This is a genomic window from Thermus thermophilus (genome assembly GCF_019974155.1).
GTDB classification, from domain to species: Bacteria; Deinococcota; Deinococci; order Deinococcales; family Thermaceae; genus Thermus; species Thermus thermophilus_C.
Genome location: NZ_AP025158.1, coordinates 887483 through 903659 on the forward strand (window position 1 = coordinate 887483; position 16177 = coordinate 903659).

At 71.2% G+C, this 16177-nt stretch carries 10 protein-coding genes and 2 pseudogenes; 3 read left to right on the forward strand and 9 right to left on the reverse strand.

The window, feature by feature from the left end; all coding sequences use genetic code 11:
• Window positions 1-23: 23 nt before the first annotated feature.
• The gene (locus tag TthTMY_RS04850; protein WP_223903486.1) at window positions 24-896 is read right to left on the reverse strand and encodes a hypothetical protein; all 873 of its coding nucleotides are present in this window, start codon (window positions 894-896) and stop codon (window positions 24-26) included.
• A 119-nt stretch (window positions 897-1015) separates the two neighbouring features.
• Between TthTMY_RS04850 and TthTMY_RS04855 the strand changes: the two genes are divergently transcribed.
• The gene (locus TthTMY_RS04855; protein WP_096410480.1) at window positions 1016-2113 is read left to right on the forward strand and encodes an IS4 family transposase; all 1098 of its coding nucleotides are present in this window, start codon (window positions 1016-1018) and stop codon (window positions 2111-2113) included.
• Window positions 2114-2147: 34 nt separating this feature from the next.
• Here TthTMY_RS04855 and TthTMY_RS04860 read toward each other — a convergent pair whose 3' ends face one another.
• A complete protein-coding gene (locus tag TthTMY_RS04860; protein ID WP_223903487.1) occupies window positions 2148-2828 on the reverse strand; it encodes a hypothetical protein in 681 nt (226 codons plus the stop codon).
• Window positions 2829-2837: 9 nt separating this feature from the next.
• A complete protein-coding gene (locus tag TthTMY_RS04865) occupies window positions 2838-3299 on the reverse strand; it encodes a YbjN domain-containing protein (protein ID WP_093008743.1) in 462 nt (153 codons plus the stop codon).
• 203 nt (window positions 3300-3502) lie between these two features.
• Here TthTMY_RS04865 and TthTMY_RS04870 point away from each other — a divergent pair.
• Window positions 3503-6117 (forward strand): annotated as a pseudogene (locus TthTMY_RS04870) (BTAD domain-containing putative transcriptional regulator).
• Window positions 6118-6285: 168 nt separating this feature from the next.
• Here TthTMY_RS04870 and TthTMY_RS04875 read toward each other — a convergent pair.
• Window positions 6286-6474: pseudogene (locus tag TthTMY_RS04875) on the reverse strand (MFS transporter); the annotation flags it as partial.
• Window positions 6475-6537: 63 nt separating this feature from the next.
• Here TthTMY_RS04875 and TthTMY_RS04880 point away from each other — a divergent pair.
• Window positions 6538-7635 carry an IS4 family transposase gene (locus TthTMY_RS04880; RefSeq protein WP_096410490.1) on the forward strand — a complete coding sequence of 366 codons (1098 nt, stop codon included), beginning with the start codon at window positions 6538-6540 and terminating at the stop codon, window positions 7633-7635.
• Here the strand turns inward: TthTMY_RS04880 and TthTMY_RS04885 are convergent.
• The 5 genes from TthTMY_RS04885 to TthTMY_RS04905 are packed head-to-tail and all read right to left on the reverse strand — an operon-like array spanning window position 7611 to window position 16171.
• The gene (locus TthTMY_RS04885) at window positions 7611-8735 is read right to left on the reverse strand and encodes an MFS transporter (RefSeq protein ID WP_223903488.1); all 1125 of its coding nucleotides are present in this window, start codon (window positions 8733-8735) and stop codon (window positions 7611-7613) included. The genes TthTMY_RS04880 and TthTMY_RS04885 overlap by 25 nt on opposite strands.
• The gene (locus TthTMY_RS11850; protein ID WP_267874003.1) at window positions 8732-10780 is read right to left on the reverse strand and encodes a glycoside hydrolase family 2 TIM barrel-domain containing protein; all 2049 of its coding nucleotides are present in this window, start codon (window positions 10778-10780) and stop codon (window positions 8732-8734) included. Before TthTMY_RS11850 ends, TthTMY_RS04885 begins: the two co-directional genes overlap by 4 nt.
• Complete coding sequence (locus TthTMY_RS04895; protein WP_223903489.1) at window positions 10777-13179, reverse strand: glycoside hydrolase family 31 protein; 2403 nt, start codon at window positions 13177-13179, stop codon at window positions 10777-10779. The genes TthTMY_RS11850 and TthTMY_RS04895 overlap by 4 nt, the downstream gene beginning before the upstream one ends.
• Window positions 13180-13190: 11 nt before the next feature.
• Window positions 13191-14915 carry a glycoside hydrolase family 2 protein gene (locus TthTMY_RS04900; RefSeq protein WP_223903490.1) on the reverse strand — a complete coding sequence of 575 codons (1725 nt, stop codon included), beginning with the start codon at window positions 14913-14915 and terminating at the stop codon, window positions 13191-13193.
• A gap of 2 nt (window positions 14916-14917) precedes the next feature.
• Window positions 14918-16171, reverse strand: coding sequence for an MFS transporter (locus TthTMY_RS04905; RefSeq protein ID WP_096410481.1), 1254 nt, complete (start codon window positions 16169-16171; stop codon window positions 14918-14920).
• Window positions 16172-16177 lie beyond the last annotated feature (6 nt).

Genomic DNA, 16177 nt, shown 5'->3' on the forward strand with positions numbered 1-16177 from the left:
GTGGGGGTGTCCGAGGGGCCTCCTCAGCGCACCTGGAAGAGGAGGAGCTTTTCCATCGCGTAGCTGGCGTACGTGGCCTGGCTCTCCCGGACCGCCATCCGGTACTCGTACTTGAGGAGGCCGGTCCCGACGTCGTAGGCGATGAGGTGCACGTTCCCCGAGGTGAACTCCTTCCCCCCCGTTCCCCCGGTGTAGGCGTACCCGTCCTCGGGTTGGCCGTCCCCGTCAAAGTCGTCAAAGTACCGCCCCGCCAGGTACAGGATGCTGCTCGGCACCAGCCCCGGGGTGGGCGGGGGCAGGATCCAGCTTAGGTAGGGCTTTCCCGGGAAGACGGGGCAGCTGAACCCGTCCATGGCGGGCCTCCCTTGGGGGTCCAGGAGCTCGCAGCTCGGCGAAACCCAGTAGGTGGTCTCAGGGGCCCCGCGCTCGTCGTAGGTCACCCCCCGGTACACCCCCTGGGGGGTGCGCTCTAGGGTGAAGAGGAGCCTCGGGGAGACGGGTTTCTCCCGCAGGACCTGCCCCGTGCGCGGGTCCCGTTCCCGCTCCACGCCCCCCCGGACCTCCACCCGGTAGGCGGGTCGGGTGAGGACGGCCTTGCCGGGAGCGGGGTAGCCCGCCGAGGCCGCGGCCACACAGGCCTGGAAGCTGAAGAAGTCCATTCCCGGCGGGCAGACCGAAAGTGAGGCCGCCACCTGCTGCAGACAGAGGGCGTAGGCCCGCCCCGCTTGGGTGAGGTTGCCCTGCTGGAGGTAGCCCTGGCACTGGGCGTGGACCTGCTGCCGCAGGGCCTCGTAGGGGCCGAAGCTCGGCGGGTAGGAGACCTGTTGCGCCAGGGCGGAGAGGCCCAGCCCCAGGGCCAAGGCCTTGAGCCAGGGGACGCGCTTACCTCCGGTCATGCTTCCTCCTTTCTCCCTTTCCCTTCTGCAAGCCTCTGGAACTCCGGGTCTAGGCTGAGCTCTCATCACTTTGAGGGCTGGGGCTTGACAAGGGAAGAGAAGAGGGGGGTAAGTAAGGTGTGCCGCCCACCACCCCCCTTTCCCAAGTTATCACCCTCTGGGTCCATAAGGTCTTCGCCTCCCTCAGGAAAACCATCCGCTCCAACCTCGCCCTCTTCCTGTCCACCCTCCTCACTACCCCCCTGGACCCCACCCTCTCCGACCTCGCCCGCAGAACCCCCCTCCCCACCCTGGCCCAAAGCCGCCTCAATCGCCTCTGGCGCTTCCTCCATCACCCCACCCTGCAAGACCCCTGGGCCCTCACCGAAGCCCTCCTCCCCCTCCTCGTCCCTCGTTTCCCCAAAGACCGCCCCCTCCCCCTCATCGTGGACTGGACCTTCACAGAGGACGGTAGGCACCAAGCCCTGGTGGCCGCCCTTCCCCTCAAGGGAAGGGCCCTGGTGGTGGCCTTCGCTCTTCACCCCCTCTCCCCTTTCCCCAGTCAAAACCGGGTGGAGGAGGAGTTCCTCCACCGCCTGGGCCGCGCCGTCCAGGACCTGGGATATACCCCCCTCTTCCTCCTGGACCGCGGCTTTGACCGGGTCTCCCTGATGCGAAAGCTCCAGGGGTGGGGCATGGGCTTCCTCATCCGCCTGCGGCAGAACCGGGAGGTGGAACCCCAAGGGGGGAAGCGCCTTCCCCTGAAGGAGGGCTACCGGCGTGTGGTCCACCCCCTGCGGGAGGAGGTCCGCCTTTTCGGACACGGTGGGGAGGGGGTAGAAGTCACCCTCCTGGTGTACCCAGGGGGTCGGGATCCCTGGTATCTGGCCTATTCGGGCCCTTTTGGGGGGGAGCCGCCCTATGGGTGGCGGATGTGGATTGAAGAGGGGTTTAGGGACCTGAAGGGGCAGGGGTTTGGGCTGGACCGCCATCGGCTGCGGACGGGGGCGAGCCTCAGGGGGTGGTTATGGCTTCTGGCCTTGGGGATGGCGCTCTTGGTCCTTCTGGGGGCGCGCTTGCAGGGCAGGGAATGGCTTCCCCGGCTTCTGGCCCATCCCGAGCGGCAAAGCCTCTTCCGTCTGGGCCGGATCGCCCTGGCCCAGGGGCCCCCGCCTTGGAGGGAAGCAGTGGTGGAGGAGCTGGTCAGGTTGCTTCAGGAACTGGGGGGAGGAAAGTGATGAGAGCTCAGCCAGCCCTCAAAGTGATGAGAGCTCAGGGGTCTAGGGGGTTGTAGCGGCCTTTGGGCCTGCGGTAGTAGGAGGCGATGTCGTGAGGAAAGGCGTCCAGCCACCAGAGGAAGAGAAAACCCCCCAAGGCGAACAGGACCAGGCCCAGGGTCTCCGTGGCCTGGGGGAGCATGAGGAGGAACCCCAGAAGGGCGAGCCCCAGGGCCCCGTAGATCCGCCGAAAGTGCCCCCGGTAGACCCCAAGGGCCCAGGCGTGCACCCCCTGGGCCTCCCGGGGCGGGTGGAGGCCGCCCCAGAACCAGACAGGCCCCCGCTGCCCGAGGAGATAGGCCTCCAGGCCCGGCACCTCCCGCCAGGCCACCCCCAGGTGGGCCAGGGCCTCGTCCCAGCCGGGAAGGCCCAGGGGAAGGGGAAGGCCCTCCCCGCCGAAGTCCAGCCAGAGGCGGTTGCGCAAGGGCTCCAGCCGCGCCTCCTGGAGGCGCTCCCGGGGGAAGAGGCGCCCCTGGTGGCGCACGCCCTCGGGCTCCAGGGTGAGGGCGTAGCCCGTGCGGCGGTAGTGGACCAGGAAAGGCCCAAGGAAGAGGAGGCCGAGGAGGGCGAAGAGGGGCTCCCTGGCCACAAGCCCCAGACCCAGGAAGACGATCCCCAGGACCAGGGCCCACCAGAGGCGCCAGCGCGCCTCAGGGGGAAAGGCAAGCTCCCGCATCCGTACCTCCTAGAAGCCGATCCAGTCGGCGAACGCCTCCAAGGTCTCCCTGAAGGTTTCCAGAAACTCCCGGATGGCCCCGTCGGTGACGCCCCCCTCCAGGTCCAGGTCGGCCTCCACCACCGGGTCCCCGTCCTCGTCCAGGTAGGCCCGGGAGAAGAGCTTCTCGCGGTTCCACTCGTTGATCCTGGCGTGGTCCGGCCGCTTCTCCGGGGCGAAGCCGGTGAAGCTCCCCCCAAGGAGGAGGGCCAGGCACCGGTCGCCCTCGCAGCGGAGGAGCAGCAGGGTGGCCTTCAGGTCGCCGAAGTAGACCACGAAGTAGGGCCCCTCTTTTCCGTCCTCCCGCTCGTGGCGGAAGCCCCAGGCCTTCAGGAGGGCCTCCATCTCCCCCACGGTGATGGAGGTGCGCACCCCCCCCTGGGCGAGGGCCGGGGCCAGGAAGAGGAGCCCCAGGGCGAGAAGCCACCGCATCATAAGAACTCCCCGTAGGCTTTTCCCTTATCACGAGAACGTCGCGCTGGCCGTGTCCTCTTCTACGGGTGGCCTGGGAGCGCTGGGGAACAGGATCAGGAGGATTTCTTATTACACGGCGCTTAAACGGGGTGGGGGAGGGCGGGTCCGGGGCCTTGGGGGAGTCGCGGAGGCCGGGGCTTGGGGCTAGAATGTTTACGTCCATGGCCCTGGCCTGGCAAAGCCCGGTCTACTTGGAGCGGAAGCGGCTTTTGGACCTCCTCCCCGAGGAGCCGGGCTTCGCCGTCCACCTCGAGGCCCCCGCGGGCTTCGGCAAGAGCGTCCTGGCGGGGCAGCTCGCCTCCAGGCTTGGCCTGCGCACCTTCTGGGCGAGCGCCCTTTTGGGGGAGCCCAGGGCCCTCCTGGCCGAGGCCCTGGGCCTTCCCCGGGAGGCCCCCTGGGGGGCGGTGGTGGCCGCCTTGGGGGAGGTGCCCTCCCTGGTGGTCCTCGAGGACCTCACCGGGGAGGAGGCCCTCTCCCCCCTCCTCCGCACCCTCCCCTGCCTCCTCGTCCTGGCGAGCCGAAAGCTCCTCCCCTACCCCGAGCTCCCCAAGCTCCTCGCCGAGGGAAGGCTCGTCCACCTGAAGGCCCCGGACCTCGCCTTCACCGAGGAGGAGGCGGAGGCCCTCTTCGGGGGGCGGGAGGGGTGGCGGGAGGCCCACCGGGCCACGGGGGGCTGGGCCCTCCCCCTCTTCCTCTCCGCCTTCACCGGAAGGCCCCCGGAGCCCATGGCCCTCCTCCAGGGCCTGCGGGAAAGCCTTTCGGAGGAGGAGTTCCAGGAAGGCCTCCTCCTCGCCGCCCTTCCCCTCCTGCCCGCGGAAAAGGCCCTTCCCGTCACGGAGGGCCTCTTCCAAAAAGGGCTCCTCCAGCGGGTCCCCCCGGGCTACCGCCTCCACCCCCTCCTCCGGGAGATGGCCCAGAGGACCCTGAGGGCGGAGGTCCAGGAGGCGGTGCGGAAGGCCGAGGGGAGGCTTCCCCCGGAGCTTTGGGCCGAGGCCCTCTTCGGGGCGGGCCTCGAGGCGGAGCTCCTCCGCCTCCTGGAAAGCCCCATCCCCCTCCCCATCCCCGCGGAAAAGCTCTTGGCCTGGGAAGGCCTCCTGCGGCGGGGCGGGCCCCGCACCCGGCTCCGCCTGGGGAGGCCCTTTTGCAGGTGGGGAGGCGGGAGGGGTTCGCCCTCCTGGAGCCCCTGGCCCGGGAGGAGGACCCCGCCTTGGCCCTTCAGGCCCTCGGGCACCTCGCCTACTACGAGGCCGAGCCCCTCCTGGGGAAGGCCCTTCCCGAGGCCCGGGCCCATCTGGAGCGGGGCCTCGCCCTCTTGGATCGGGTGGAAGGAGAGCTCGCCGGGCGCTTCCTCAACGACGCCGCCCGCGTCCCCTACGAGGAGGGCAGGCCCGAGGAGGCGGAGGCCCTTTTGGAGGAGGCCCTGAGGCGGCTTCCCCCGGGGAGCCCCTACCGCCTCGCCCCCCTCACCAACCTGGCCTTCCTGCGCTTTGAGCGGGAAGGAAGCCTCCTCGGCCGGATCGCCGCCCTGGAGGAGGCCGTGGGACGCCTTGGGCCCCTTGGGCCCGCCAACCTGGCGGGGCACCTCCGCGACCTAGGGCGGCTTTACCTCCTCCTGGGGGAGCGGGAGAAGGCCCGGGAACACCTGAGGCGGGCCCAGGAGGCCGAGGGCCACCCCTTGGCCGCCCTCGAGGCCCGGATGCTCCTCGCCCACCTGGAGGAGGACGCCGAGGCCCTCGCCCGCCTCGTGGCCCAGGCGGAGCTCTTGGAAAACCCCTACCTGGTGGAGCGGGGAAGGGCCCTCCTCGCCAGCCTCCGCCGGGACCCCGGGCTTTTGGAAGGCCTTCGGGGCTTCCTCCCCGCCCTCGCCCGGGCCCTTCTCCGAGAAGACCCCGCCCTCCTCCCCCCGCGCCCCGAGGAGCGGGAGGAGAGGCTTTACTGGCACGCCGCCCGCTACCGCCTCCTGCGGGAGGAGGAAGACCTCGAGGCCCTCCTCTCCCTCACGGACGCCAGGGAGCGGGTCCTCCCCGGCCTCGTCCCCCTTGGGCTCCTGCCCCGGAAGCGCCCGGAGCTCGCCCGGGCCTACCCCCTGGAGGAGGTCTTGAGGAGCGGCTGGAAGGAGGCCGTGGCCCTGCGGCTTGCCGAGATCCCTCCCCTCCGGGTGGAGGTCCTGGGGAGCTTCCGGGTGAGGAACCCCTTGGGCGGGGTGGAGCTCAAGGGCAAGGGGCGGGAGGTCTTCGCCCTCCTCCTCCTGGGCCTGCCCCGGGAGGAGGTGGCCTTTGCTCTCTGGCCGGACCTCTCCGAGGAGGCCGCCTTGAACAACCTCTACGTCTGGCTGAACCGCCTCAGGAAGGCCCTGGAACCCTGGGGCCTCCCCACCTACCTGGGGGAGGAGGGGCTTAGGCACCTGGCCTGCGACCTCCACGCCCTGGAGGAGGCCCTATGGCGGGAGGACGCGGAGGCCGCCTTCGCCCTCTACCGGGAGCCCCTCTTCCCGGGCCTGGACCACCCCCTCCTGGACCGGAAGCGGGAGGAGGTCTTCCACCGGGTGCGGGCCCTTTTCCTCCAGAAGGGGGAGCCCAGGTACCTGGAGCGCCTCCTGGAGCTTGACCCCCTGGACGAGGAGGCCCTCCTTCCCCTGGTGGAGGGCTGCCTCGCCCGGGGGCAGCGGGCCCGGGCCCTCGCCTACCTGGAGCGCTACCGGCGGAGGCTTTGGGAGGAGCTCGGGGAGAGGCCCTCCCCCGAGGTGGAGGCCTTCCTCCGGGAGCTCGGGGGCTAAGGGGCCGCCCCTTGATTTGGCGACCGGGGAGGCCCGAGCCGGGGTTGCGGGGAGGTGGGGGTAGGGCCCGTGGGGGCGCTCCCGGCACCCCTTCTTGCCGCAACCCACCCGGCGCCGGTGGACGGGGAGGGGGACCATGGCCTCCGGGGCCCGGCAGGCCCCCGCGCCTCACCCCCTCGTCCCGTAGGGAAACCGCGCGGCCAGGGCCAGGGCCAGGAGGCTTGCCGCGAAGGGGGGTACGGCCATGAGGAAGCGGAAGGCCGCCTCGGGGTTCGGCCCCGGGTTCTCCCCGCTCACGTAGCCGAAGAGGGGCGTGAGGAGGGCGAAGGCGAGGGCCTGCAGGGGCCCCGAGAGCCTGAGCTCTCATCACTTTGAGGGCTGGGGCTTGACAAGGGAAGAGAAGAGGGGGGTAAGTAAGGTGTGCCGCCCACCACCCCCCTTTCCCAAGTTATCACCCTCTGGGTCCATAAGGTCTTCGCCTCCCTCAGGAAAACCATCCGCTCCAACCTCGCCCTCTTCCTGTCCACCCTCCTCACTACCCCCCTGGACCCCACCCTCTCCGACCTCGCCCGCAGAACCCCCCTCCCCACCCTGGCCCAAAGCCGCCTCAATCGCCTCTGGCGCTTCCTCCATCACCCCACCCTGCAAGACCCCTGGGCCCTCACCGAAGCCCTCCTCCCCCTCCTCGTCCCTCGTTTCCCCAAAGACCGCCCCCTCCCCCTCATCGTGGACTGGACCTTCACAGAGGACGGTAGGCACCAAGCCCTGGTGGCCGCCCTTCCCCTCAAGGGAAGGGCCCTGGTGGTGGCCTTCGCTCTTCACCCCCTCTCCCCTTTCCCCAGTCAAAACCGGGTGGAGGAGGAGTTCCTCCACCGCCTGGGCCGCGCCGTCCAGGACCTGGGATATACCCCCCTCTTCCTCCTGGACCGCGGCTTTGACCGGGTCTCCCTGATGCGAAAGCTCCAGGGGTGGGGCATGGGCTTCCTCATCCGCCTGCGGCAGAACCGGGAGGTGGAACCCCAAGGGGGGAAGCGCCTTCCCCTGAAGGAGGGCTACCAGCGTGTGGTCCACCCCCTGCGGGAGGAGGTCCGCCTTTTCGGACACGGTGGGGAGGGGGTAGAAGTCACCCTCCTGGTGTACCCAGGGGGTCGGGATCCCTGGTATCTGGCCTATTCGGGCCCTTTTGGGGGGGAGCCGCCCTATGGGTGGCGGATGTGGATTGAAGAGGGGTTTAGGGACCTGAAGGGGCAGGGGTTTGGGCTGGACCGCCATCGGCTGCGGACGGGGGCGAGCCTCAGGGGGTGGTTATGGCTTCTGGCCTTGGGGATGGCGCTCTTGGTCCTTCTGGGGGCGCGCTTGCAGGGCAGGGAATGGCTTCCCCGGCTTCTGGCCCATCCCGAGCGGCAAAGCCTCTTCCGTCTGGGCCGGATCGCCCTGGCCCAGGGGCCCCCGCCTTGGAGGGAAGCAGTGGTGGAGGAGCTGGTCAGGTTGCTTCAGGAACTGGGGGGAGGAAAGTGATGAGAGCTCAGCCCCGAGAGCCGGTTGACGAAGCCGTAGACGCTGTAGTACACCCCCTCCCGCCGCCTCCCCGTGGCCGCGGCGTCCCGGTCAATGACCTCCGCCAGGAGGACGTCCCCGAGGACGAGTACGCCCCCGAAGCCCACCCCGATCAGGACCCCCACGGGCAGGGCCTCGAGGAGGCCCCGGGGGCAGAGGAGGAGGAGGGCCCCGAGGGCGAGGAGGCCGATGGCCCAAAGCCAGGCCCTCTTGGGCTCCAAGGCGCCGGCGAGGCGGGCCCAGAGGGAGACGGAGGGCAGGGCGGCGAGGAGGACCGAGGCGAAGAGCAGGGCGGTGGCCTCCTCCTCAAGGCCCAGGGCGTACTTGGCGTAGAAGGGCATGGCCGCCCCGAAGAGGCCCACGGCGAAGAGGAGAAAAAGCGCCGCCAGAGCGTAGATCCAAAAGGCGCGGTTTCCCAGGGTGTACCGGAAGGCGGGGACGAAGGGAAGGGGCTCGGCCTCCCGGGCCCTGGGGTCCTCCCGCACCGAAAGGAGGAAGAGGAGGACGAGCCCGCCCCCCACGGCTCCGTAGAGGAGGGCCATGCCGGGGAAGCCCAAGGCGGCGTACACCAGGGGGGTCAGGGCGATGCTGGCCGTGAGGCCCAGGAAGTAAAACCCTTGGCGCCAGGCGTTGGCCCGGGCCCGCTCCTCCCGGCTTTGGAAGAGCTCGGGGAAGAGGGCGGCGTGGTTGACCCAGGCCAGGGCGGAGAAGGTCTCGAAGAGGAGCATCGCCCCCAGGCAGTACCAGAAGAGCCTCGCGCCCTCCCGGAAGGCCTCCGGCACGCTGAAGGCCAGGTAGAAGGCGAGGGGCAAAAAGGGCAGACTGAGGAGGAGCCAGGGCCGCCTCCGGCCTAGGGGAGTCCGGGTGCGGTCCGAGAGGTAGCCGAAAAGGGGATCGTTCACCGCGTCCCACACGGAGAAGATGAGCCGGGCCAGGGCGAAGGCGCCCGCGGGCATCCCCAGGCGGTCCAGGTAGTAGAAGGCCAGGTAGGTGCCGAAGGTCTGGGCGGGGAGGGTGAGGCCCAGGCCCCCCAGGGCGTAGGCCAGGTAGGGCGGCCTCACCAGGCCACCTCCAGGGGGAGGATGGGCTCCAGGTACTCCACGCTGAGGACGTGGCGGGACCAGAGCTTTTCCCCCTCCCAGGCCTCCCCCACCAGGCGGTAGGCCCCGGGGGGGATGCGGGCCAAGGCCTCCTGCAAGGGCAGGAAGCGGGCCTGGACCTCGAGGGGGCTTTCCCAAAGCTCCCCCAGGCGGAAAAACCGCCGCACCTCCCCCGCTTCCAGGGCCACCTCCTCCTCGTGGAGGAGGAGGGTGGTGGGGCCCTCGAGGCGGAGGCGGACCCTTAGGCTTAAGGGCCGGTCCAGGTCGCTGATGAGCCAGGCCTCCTGCAACGGGGGCCCGCCCACCTCCACCCTTTCCCGGTAGGGCACCAGGGAGAGGAGGACGGGGCTGCTGGCCTCCTTGAGGGCGAAGTAGCCCTTCTTGGGCACCCGTTCCACGTCCACCACCGCCCAGGTGATCCCCTCCCAGGGCTCCACGAACATGAACTGGAAGTAGCCCACCACCTTCCCCTTGGCCCTCCGGTAGGCGTGGACGGCGAACTCTATAAGCCTCGCCTGGTAGGCCTGGGAGCGCTCCACGAACTCCTCCAGGCTCTCCCCCACCTCCACCCCCGCCACCCGGAAGGTCTCGTGGGGCTGGAAGTTGTGGTAGGCCCAGACCTCCCACCTGGGGGGCCAGGCGGCCTCCCCCAGGACCCGCCTCAGGAGCTCCGCCCGGGGCAGGGCCTGGGCCCCGAACTCCGAGGGGAGGGGGGCCCCGGGGAGGGCGAGGAAGTCCCGGTAATGCCCCCAGTACCAGCCGGGGTAGGGGTGCTCCCGGAAGTCCGAGGCCTCCTTCACGGGCCGGGTGGGGTCCGCCGCCCTTAGCGCTCCCGCGAGGAGGGGGCCCAGGGCGTGGCGGTTGTGGGTGGGCTCGTTCTGGGCGCACCAGAGGTAGACGCTGGGGTGGGCCCCCAGGACCTCCACCATGGCTCGGGCCTGGCGCAGGGCCTCCTGGGCGAAGGCCTCGTCCGGGGCGTAGCCCCACTGCAGGGGGAAGTCCTGCCAGACCAGGACCCCTTCCCGGTCGCAGGCCGCGTAGAAGGCGGGGTGGGTCACGTGGGCGTGGACCCGCACGGCGTTGAGGCCCGCTTCCTTGATGAGGGCCACGTCCTTTTGCGCCATCTCCTCGGAGTAGCCCGCAAGCCACTGGGTGGGGATGGCGTTGGTGCCCCGCAGGAAAAGCCGCTTCCCGTTGAGAAGAAGCCAGCCCTCCCCGTCCACCGCCACGGTGCGGAAGCCCAAGGGGACGGCAAGCCGCGCCCCCATAAGCTCCGCCTCGAGGCGGAAGAGGTGGGGAAAGCCCCGCTCCCACACCTCCCAAAGGGGCATCTCCGGCAGGTCCCAGACCGCCTCCCGCCAACCCCGCCCCGCCTCCCCCTCCAGGGGGGCCTCCCGCTCCAGGACCTCCCCGGGGAAGTTGACCGGGCTCAGGGCGAGGCGCGCCCGCTCGCGGAAGGGCCTTTGGGCGTCCACCAGAAGGCGCACCCAAAGCCGCCACCCCCCGGGCCGGGGGAAGAGGCGGTGGGTGAGGCCGAGGAGGGCCACCTCCTCCCGGGCCCAGACCTCCACCCCGCCCCATAGCCCCCCGGTTCCCCGCTCCTGGCCCCTCGCCGTGGTCCCCCCGGGGCGGCAGTCGTGCTGGCCGAAGACCCCCTTGATCTGCCGCTTGAACCGGGGCCAGACCCCAGGGGGCTCCTTGGGGGCGGAGACCCTTAGGAGGAGCTCCTTCCCTTTGGGAAGCTCCAGGACCCAGGGGAAGAAGTAGCCCTCGTGCCGGCCCAGGTAGGTCCCGTCCAGCCAGGCCTCCTGGTAGTAGTCCCCGAAGGAGCGGAGGAAGCGCCTGGGCCCTGCCTCGGGCAGGGCGAGGCGGTACCAGCCCACCTCCGCCTCGATCCCCTCCAGGCTCCACTGGTGGGGCAGGGTCACCTCCCGGAAGCCCCCCTCGGGAAGCCTCTCCGGGGCCTCTGCCCCATCCGCCAGAAACCACGCCTTCTCCACCCTCATCCCTCCACCTCCAAAAGGGCCTCGCGGAAAGGGGGAAGGAGGACCCCGTCCCCCTCGGCGGCGTGGGCCTCCCCCTCCACGTGGGCCCGGAGAAGCCGCTTGCCGAAAAGCCTAAGCCGCACCCTTTCCCACGGCCAGGGGAGCTCCCCCTCCCCCCGCCAAAGGAGGCGGAAGCCCCCCTCGGCCGGGAAGAGGCGGAAGCGGTCCAGCCTATAAGGGCCTTCCCCCTCCCCCTCGTCCCAGTAGAGGCGGCCCTCCGCCCCCTCCGCCCCCGCGTAGAGGTGGAGGGCCAGGCCGCCCTCCTCCAGGAGAGGGAGGACGGTCCCGGCCCGCACCAGGAGGGGGATCCGGTCCAGGGGGGCGGGAAGCCGCGCCCAGGTGGGGCCCTGGAGGGCCTGGTCCTCCCCCCAGGGGTACCAGCCGCCCGGAGGGAGGGGCACCTCCTTGGCCCGCGCCCCCTCCTCCAGGACGGGGGCCACCAGGAGGGCCTCCCCCAGGAGGAAGGCCTCCTCCGTGTAGGGCCCTCCCTCCAAGAAGAGGGGCCTAAGGAGGGGCCTCCCCTCCCGGCTTGCCCGGTGGGCCAGGGTGTAGAGGTAGGGGAGGAGGCTTTCCCGCAGGGCCATGGCCCGCCGCACCCCCTCCAGGACCTCCTCCCCGAAGCGCCAGGGCTCCCGGCGCTTGGTCCAGCGGGCGGCGTGGAGGCGGAAGAAGGGGGTGAGGGCCGCCATCTGGAACCAGCGCAGGTAGAGCTCGGGGGAGGGGTTGCCGCTGAAGCCCCCGATGTCCGAGCCCACGAAGTAGACCCCGGAGAGGGAAAGCCCTAGGAGGGCCCGCAAGGTGGTCCTCAAGCCCTCCCAGGTGCTCTCCACGTCCCCCGTCCAGGCCCAGGCGTAGCGCTGCACCCCCGCGTGGCCCGACCGGGTGAGGAGGAAGGGGCGGCGTTCCGGGGCGTGCTTCCGGAACCCCTCCCAGCTCGCCCGGGCCATGAGGAGGCCGTAGAGGTTGTGGGCGAGGCGGTGGTCCCCCCCTTGGCCCTCGAGGGCGTGGCGGGCGCTTGCGGGCAGGGTGGGCTCCCCCCAGGCGGCGAAGAGGGCGGGCTCGTTCATGTCCAGCCAGAGGCCCGCGACCCCCATCCGCAAGAACCCCGCGAGCTTCTCCCCCCACCAGGCCCGGGCCTTGGGGTCGGTGAAGTCGGGGAAGGCGGCGAGCCCCGGCCACACCGGGCCCCGGACCACCTCCCCGGAGGGGAGGCGGCAGAAGAGCCCTTCCCTTAGGCCCTCCTCGTAAGGGGGGAACCCCTTCTCCGCCTTTACCCCGGGGTCCAGGATGAGGACGGTGCGCACCCCCTTCTCCCGGAAGGCCTGCACCAGGCCCTCGAGGTCGGGGTAGCGGTCCTCGTCCACGGTGAAGACGCGGTAGCCCCGCATGTAGTCGATGTCCAGGTGCACCGCCCGCAAGGGGAGGCCCCGTTCCAGGAAGCCCGCCACCGCCTCCTCCACCTCCCCCCGGGTCCTGAGCCCCCAGCGGGCGTAGTGGAAGCCCAGGGCCCAGCGGGGGGGCATCGGGGGAAGGCCCGTGAGGCGTACGTAGCGGCACAGGGCCGCCTCCAGGGGGCCGGGGATGAGGTAGTAGCGGAAGGTCCCCCCCAAAAACCCCATCCAGGCCTCCTCCCCCCTGAGGTCGGCGAAGCCCTCGGCGGGGTTCTCGTAGAAGGCCAGGTACCCTCCTTGGGGCAGGAGGGAGAGCCAGACGGGGACGGAGAGGTAAAGGGGGTCCTCCCCGGGGCCGTAGCTTCCCCCCGGGTCCCGGTTCCAAAGCCGGAAGGCCCCGCCCCGGCGGTCCAGGGGGTGGGCCCGCTCCCCCAGGCCCAGCACCCGCTCCCCGGGCGCGAGCCGGACCCGGTGCCGCCACGCCCTTCCCGCCCGCTCCGGGTAGGCCTCCTGCCGCAGGAGCCTGCCCTCCTCGTCCCGGACCTCCAGGCCCTCCTCCCCGAGGGCGAGGGTGAGGCGGCGCGTGCGGAGGAGGAGGGCCCCGTCCGGCCCCCGGAGGCGCTCGGGCTCCAGGGGGGAGGCCTCCTCGGCCAGGGCGTAGGGCGGCAAGGCCTCCCCGGGGGACCAGGTGAGGCGGAGGAGGTCCTCCCCCAGGAAGACCGCCTCCAGCTCGGCCTCGGCAAAGCGCATCCTCACCCCGCCGGGGATGGCCTCGAGGTACGCTATCGCGTGACCGAGGCCCTGCACCCTCCCCACCCCCTTCCAAGGGGGAAGGGGGTCCCGGGGCATCCAGCGGTCCCGCTCCCGGGCGTAGCGGACGGCGAGGAGGAGGATGCCGGGGCCCAGGAGGGCCGCCATCTCCGCCGCGCTCCAGAGTTTCTTCCCCAGGCCTTTTCCGGGAACAGCCACCCTCCCACCTCCTACTCCGCGAGAAGCCGCCTTGCCTCGCAACCCTCCAGGAAGGTCCGGACCCTTTCTGGGGGCACCTTGGGCCTCCGCCAAAAGTCCAGGAGGCCGTTCTCCTCCTGGAAGGTGTCGTAGAGCTGGGTGTAGCAGAACCCGCTCAGGCGGCTCCCGCACGCGGTTTCCAGGTAGCGGAGCACCTCCCGCAAGAAGGCCTCCTCGTCCTCCGCCTCCCGGTACCCCCAGCCCGGGCCGGGCCCCTTGAGCCTGAGCCCTCCGAACTCCGAGAGGAAGGGGCGCACCCCTGGAGGAAGGCCCGCCAGGGCGAGGGGGCGGCCCATGGGGGCCTCGGGGAGGCCTTCCCCGTACCTACGGGCCAGGACCTCCGGAGGAGCGTAGTCGTGCACGGTGAGGAGGTCCCAAAGGGGTCCGTGCTCAAAGCCGTCGTTGTCCACGAGGAGGCGCGTGGGGTCCAGGGCGCGGGCCAGGAGGAAGGCCCCCTGGAGGAAGGCCAGGGTCTCGGCCCGCCAGGGGGTGAGGCCCCAGCCCTCGTTGAAGAGGATCCAGGCCACCAGGCTAGGGTGGTTCCGGTCCCGCTCCAGGGCCTCGGCGAGCTCGGCGAGGTAGCGCCGGGCCGCCTTGGGGGAGAAGCGGAAGAAGCTCGGCATCTCCGCGAAGACGAGGAGGCCGAGCCGGTCCGCCAGGTGGAGGTAGCGGGGGTCCTCCACCTTCTGGTGCTTGCGCACCCCGTTGAAGCCCAGGGCCTTGGCGAGCGCCGCGTCCCGCCGGAGGGCGGCGAGGCCCGGGGGCGCGAGGTGGCCTTCGGGCCAGAGCCCCTGGTCCAGGACCAGCCTGGGAAAGTAGGGCTCCCCGTTGAGGAAGAAGACCCCTTTCCGGGCGGCCACCTCCCTGAGCCCCCCGTAGCTGTAGACCTCGTCCAGGACCCGCTTCCCGGAGCGGAGGCGGAGGCGTAAGGGGAAGAGGACGGGGGTTTCCGGCCGCCAAAGGAGGCCTTCCGGGTTCCCCCTCGCGGGGAGGCCGAGGAACCCGGAGGCCCTCCCCTCGAGGAGGGGGAAGCGGGCCTCCAGCCAGGGCTCCTCCCCCGGGGGGGTCTCCCCTCTCACCCCGGGGAAGAGGGCCACCTCCACCGCCTCCCCCTCGCCCCGGGCCTGGACCTCGAGGTGAAAGCCCAGGGCCTTGAGGTCCGGGGTGAGGCGCAGGGAGGCGATGTGGCTTTCCGGCACCCACTCCAGCCAGACCGGTTGCCAGATCCCGGTGGTGCGGGGGTAGAAGATGCCCCCGGGCTCCCCCAGGGCCTGCTTGCCTCGGGGCGCCTCCGGGTCCAGGGGGTCGTCCTCGGCCCGCACCAAGACCTCCATGGGCCTCCCCAGGAAGGGAGTGAGGTCCAGGCCGAAGGGGGTGTGCCCTCCCTCGTGCTCCAGGACCCGCACCCCGTTCACGAAGACCTCCGCCCGGTAGTCCACGGCCCCGAAGCGGAGGAAAAGCCGCCGTCCCGGCCGGGGCCTTGCCCGCAGGACCTTCCGGTACCAGGCCACCCCCACCCAGGCCTCCCCGACCCCGCTTCCCGGGGCCTCGGGGGGAAAGGGGACGAGGATTTTCCGGTTAAACCGCACCCCACCGGGCGCCTCGGCCTCGCTTAGGGCGAAGTCCCAGTGGCCCTCGAGGCTCCGCCAGCCGGGGCGCTGGAGGGTGGGCCTGGGGTGGTTGGGGTCCAGCCGCATCCTCACTCCTTGACCTCGTGGGGGAAGAGGGCGGTGAGGGCGTAGGCGAGGAGGATGGCCGTTCCGGGGACCACCGCCCCTAGGAAGCGGAAGGCCGCCTCGGGGTTCGGCCCCGGGTTCTCCCCGCTCACGTAGCCGAAGAGGGGCGTGAGGAGGGCGAAGGAAAGCCCCACCAGGGCGCCCGCGGCCCGGCCCAAAAGCCCCACCAGGCTGTAGTAGGCCCCTTCCCTCCGGGTTTCCGTCCGCTCGGCGTCCAGGTCGATGACCTTGGCCATCACCACCTCTCCCGTGACCCGCACCCCGGCGAACCCCGCGCCCACCAGGGCCCCGGCGAGGAGGGCCGCGGGGAGGCTTTGGGGCAGGAAGAGGAGGAGGGTCGCGAGGCCCATGAGGAGGTGAGCCAGCCGCCAGGCCCGCTTGCCTCCCCAGACCCCCGCCAGGCGCCCCCAGAGGAGGGCGGAGGGGAGGGCTGCCAGGAAGACGGCGGCGAAGAGAAAGGTGGTGGCCCCTTCCTCCAGTCCCAGGGCGTGCTTGGCGTAGAAGGGGATGGCCGTTTGGAGCACCATGCGCCCGAACTCAAAGAGGAGGCCCACGAGGGCCACCACCCAGAAGGCCCGGTTGGCCAGGACAAGCCGGAAGGAGGCCCAAAGCTCCAGGCCGCTTCCCGCCCGGGGGTCCTCCCGGATCCCGGGGAAGAAGTAGAGGAAGGCCAAAAGGGCAAGCCCGGCGAAGAGGAGGGCCATGCCGAAAAACCCCACCCGGGCGTAGACCATGGGGGCGAGGGCGATGCCGAGGATGAGGCCCAGAAGCTCCGCCCCCCGCTTCAAGGCGGCGGCCTCGGCCCGCTCCTTGAGGCCCCGGAACATCTCCGGAAAGAGGGCCCCGTGGTTGGTCCAGACCACGGTGGCCATGGTCTCGTAGAGGAGGATGGCCAGGGCGAAGTAGTAGGGGAGGACGGCCGGGGAGCGGGCCCAGTCGGGCACCCAGAAGACCAGGAGGTAGGCGAGGAGGAAGAGGGGGACGCCGAGGAGGAGCCAGGGCCGCCTCCGGCCCCACGGGGTCTTGGTGCGGTCCGAGAGGTGGCCGAAGAGGGGGTCGTTCACCGCGTCCCAGAGGGCGTAGGCCGTCCGGGCCAGGGCGTAGAGGGCGGCGGAGAGGCCGAGCCTCTCCAGGTAGAAGAAGGCGAGGTAGGTGCCGAAGCTCTCGGAGACGAGGGTCAGGCCGAGCTGTCCCGAGGCGTAGCGCCACTTCCTCATCGTCCC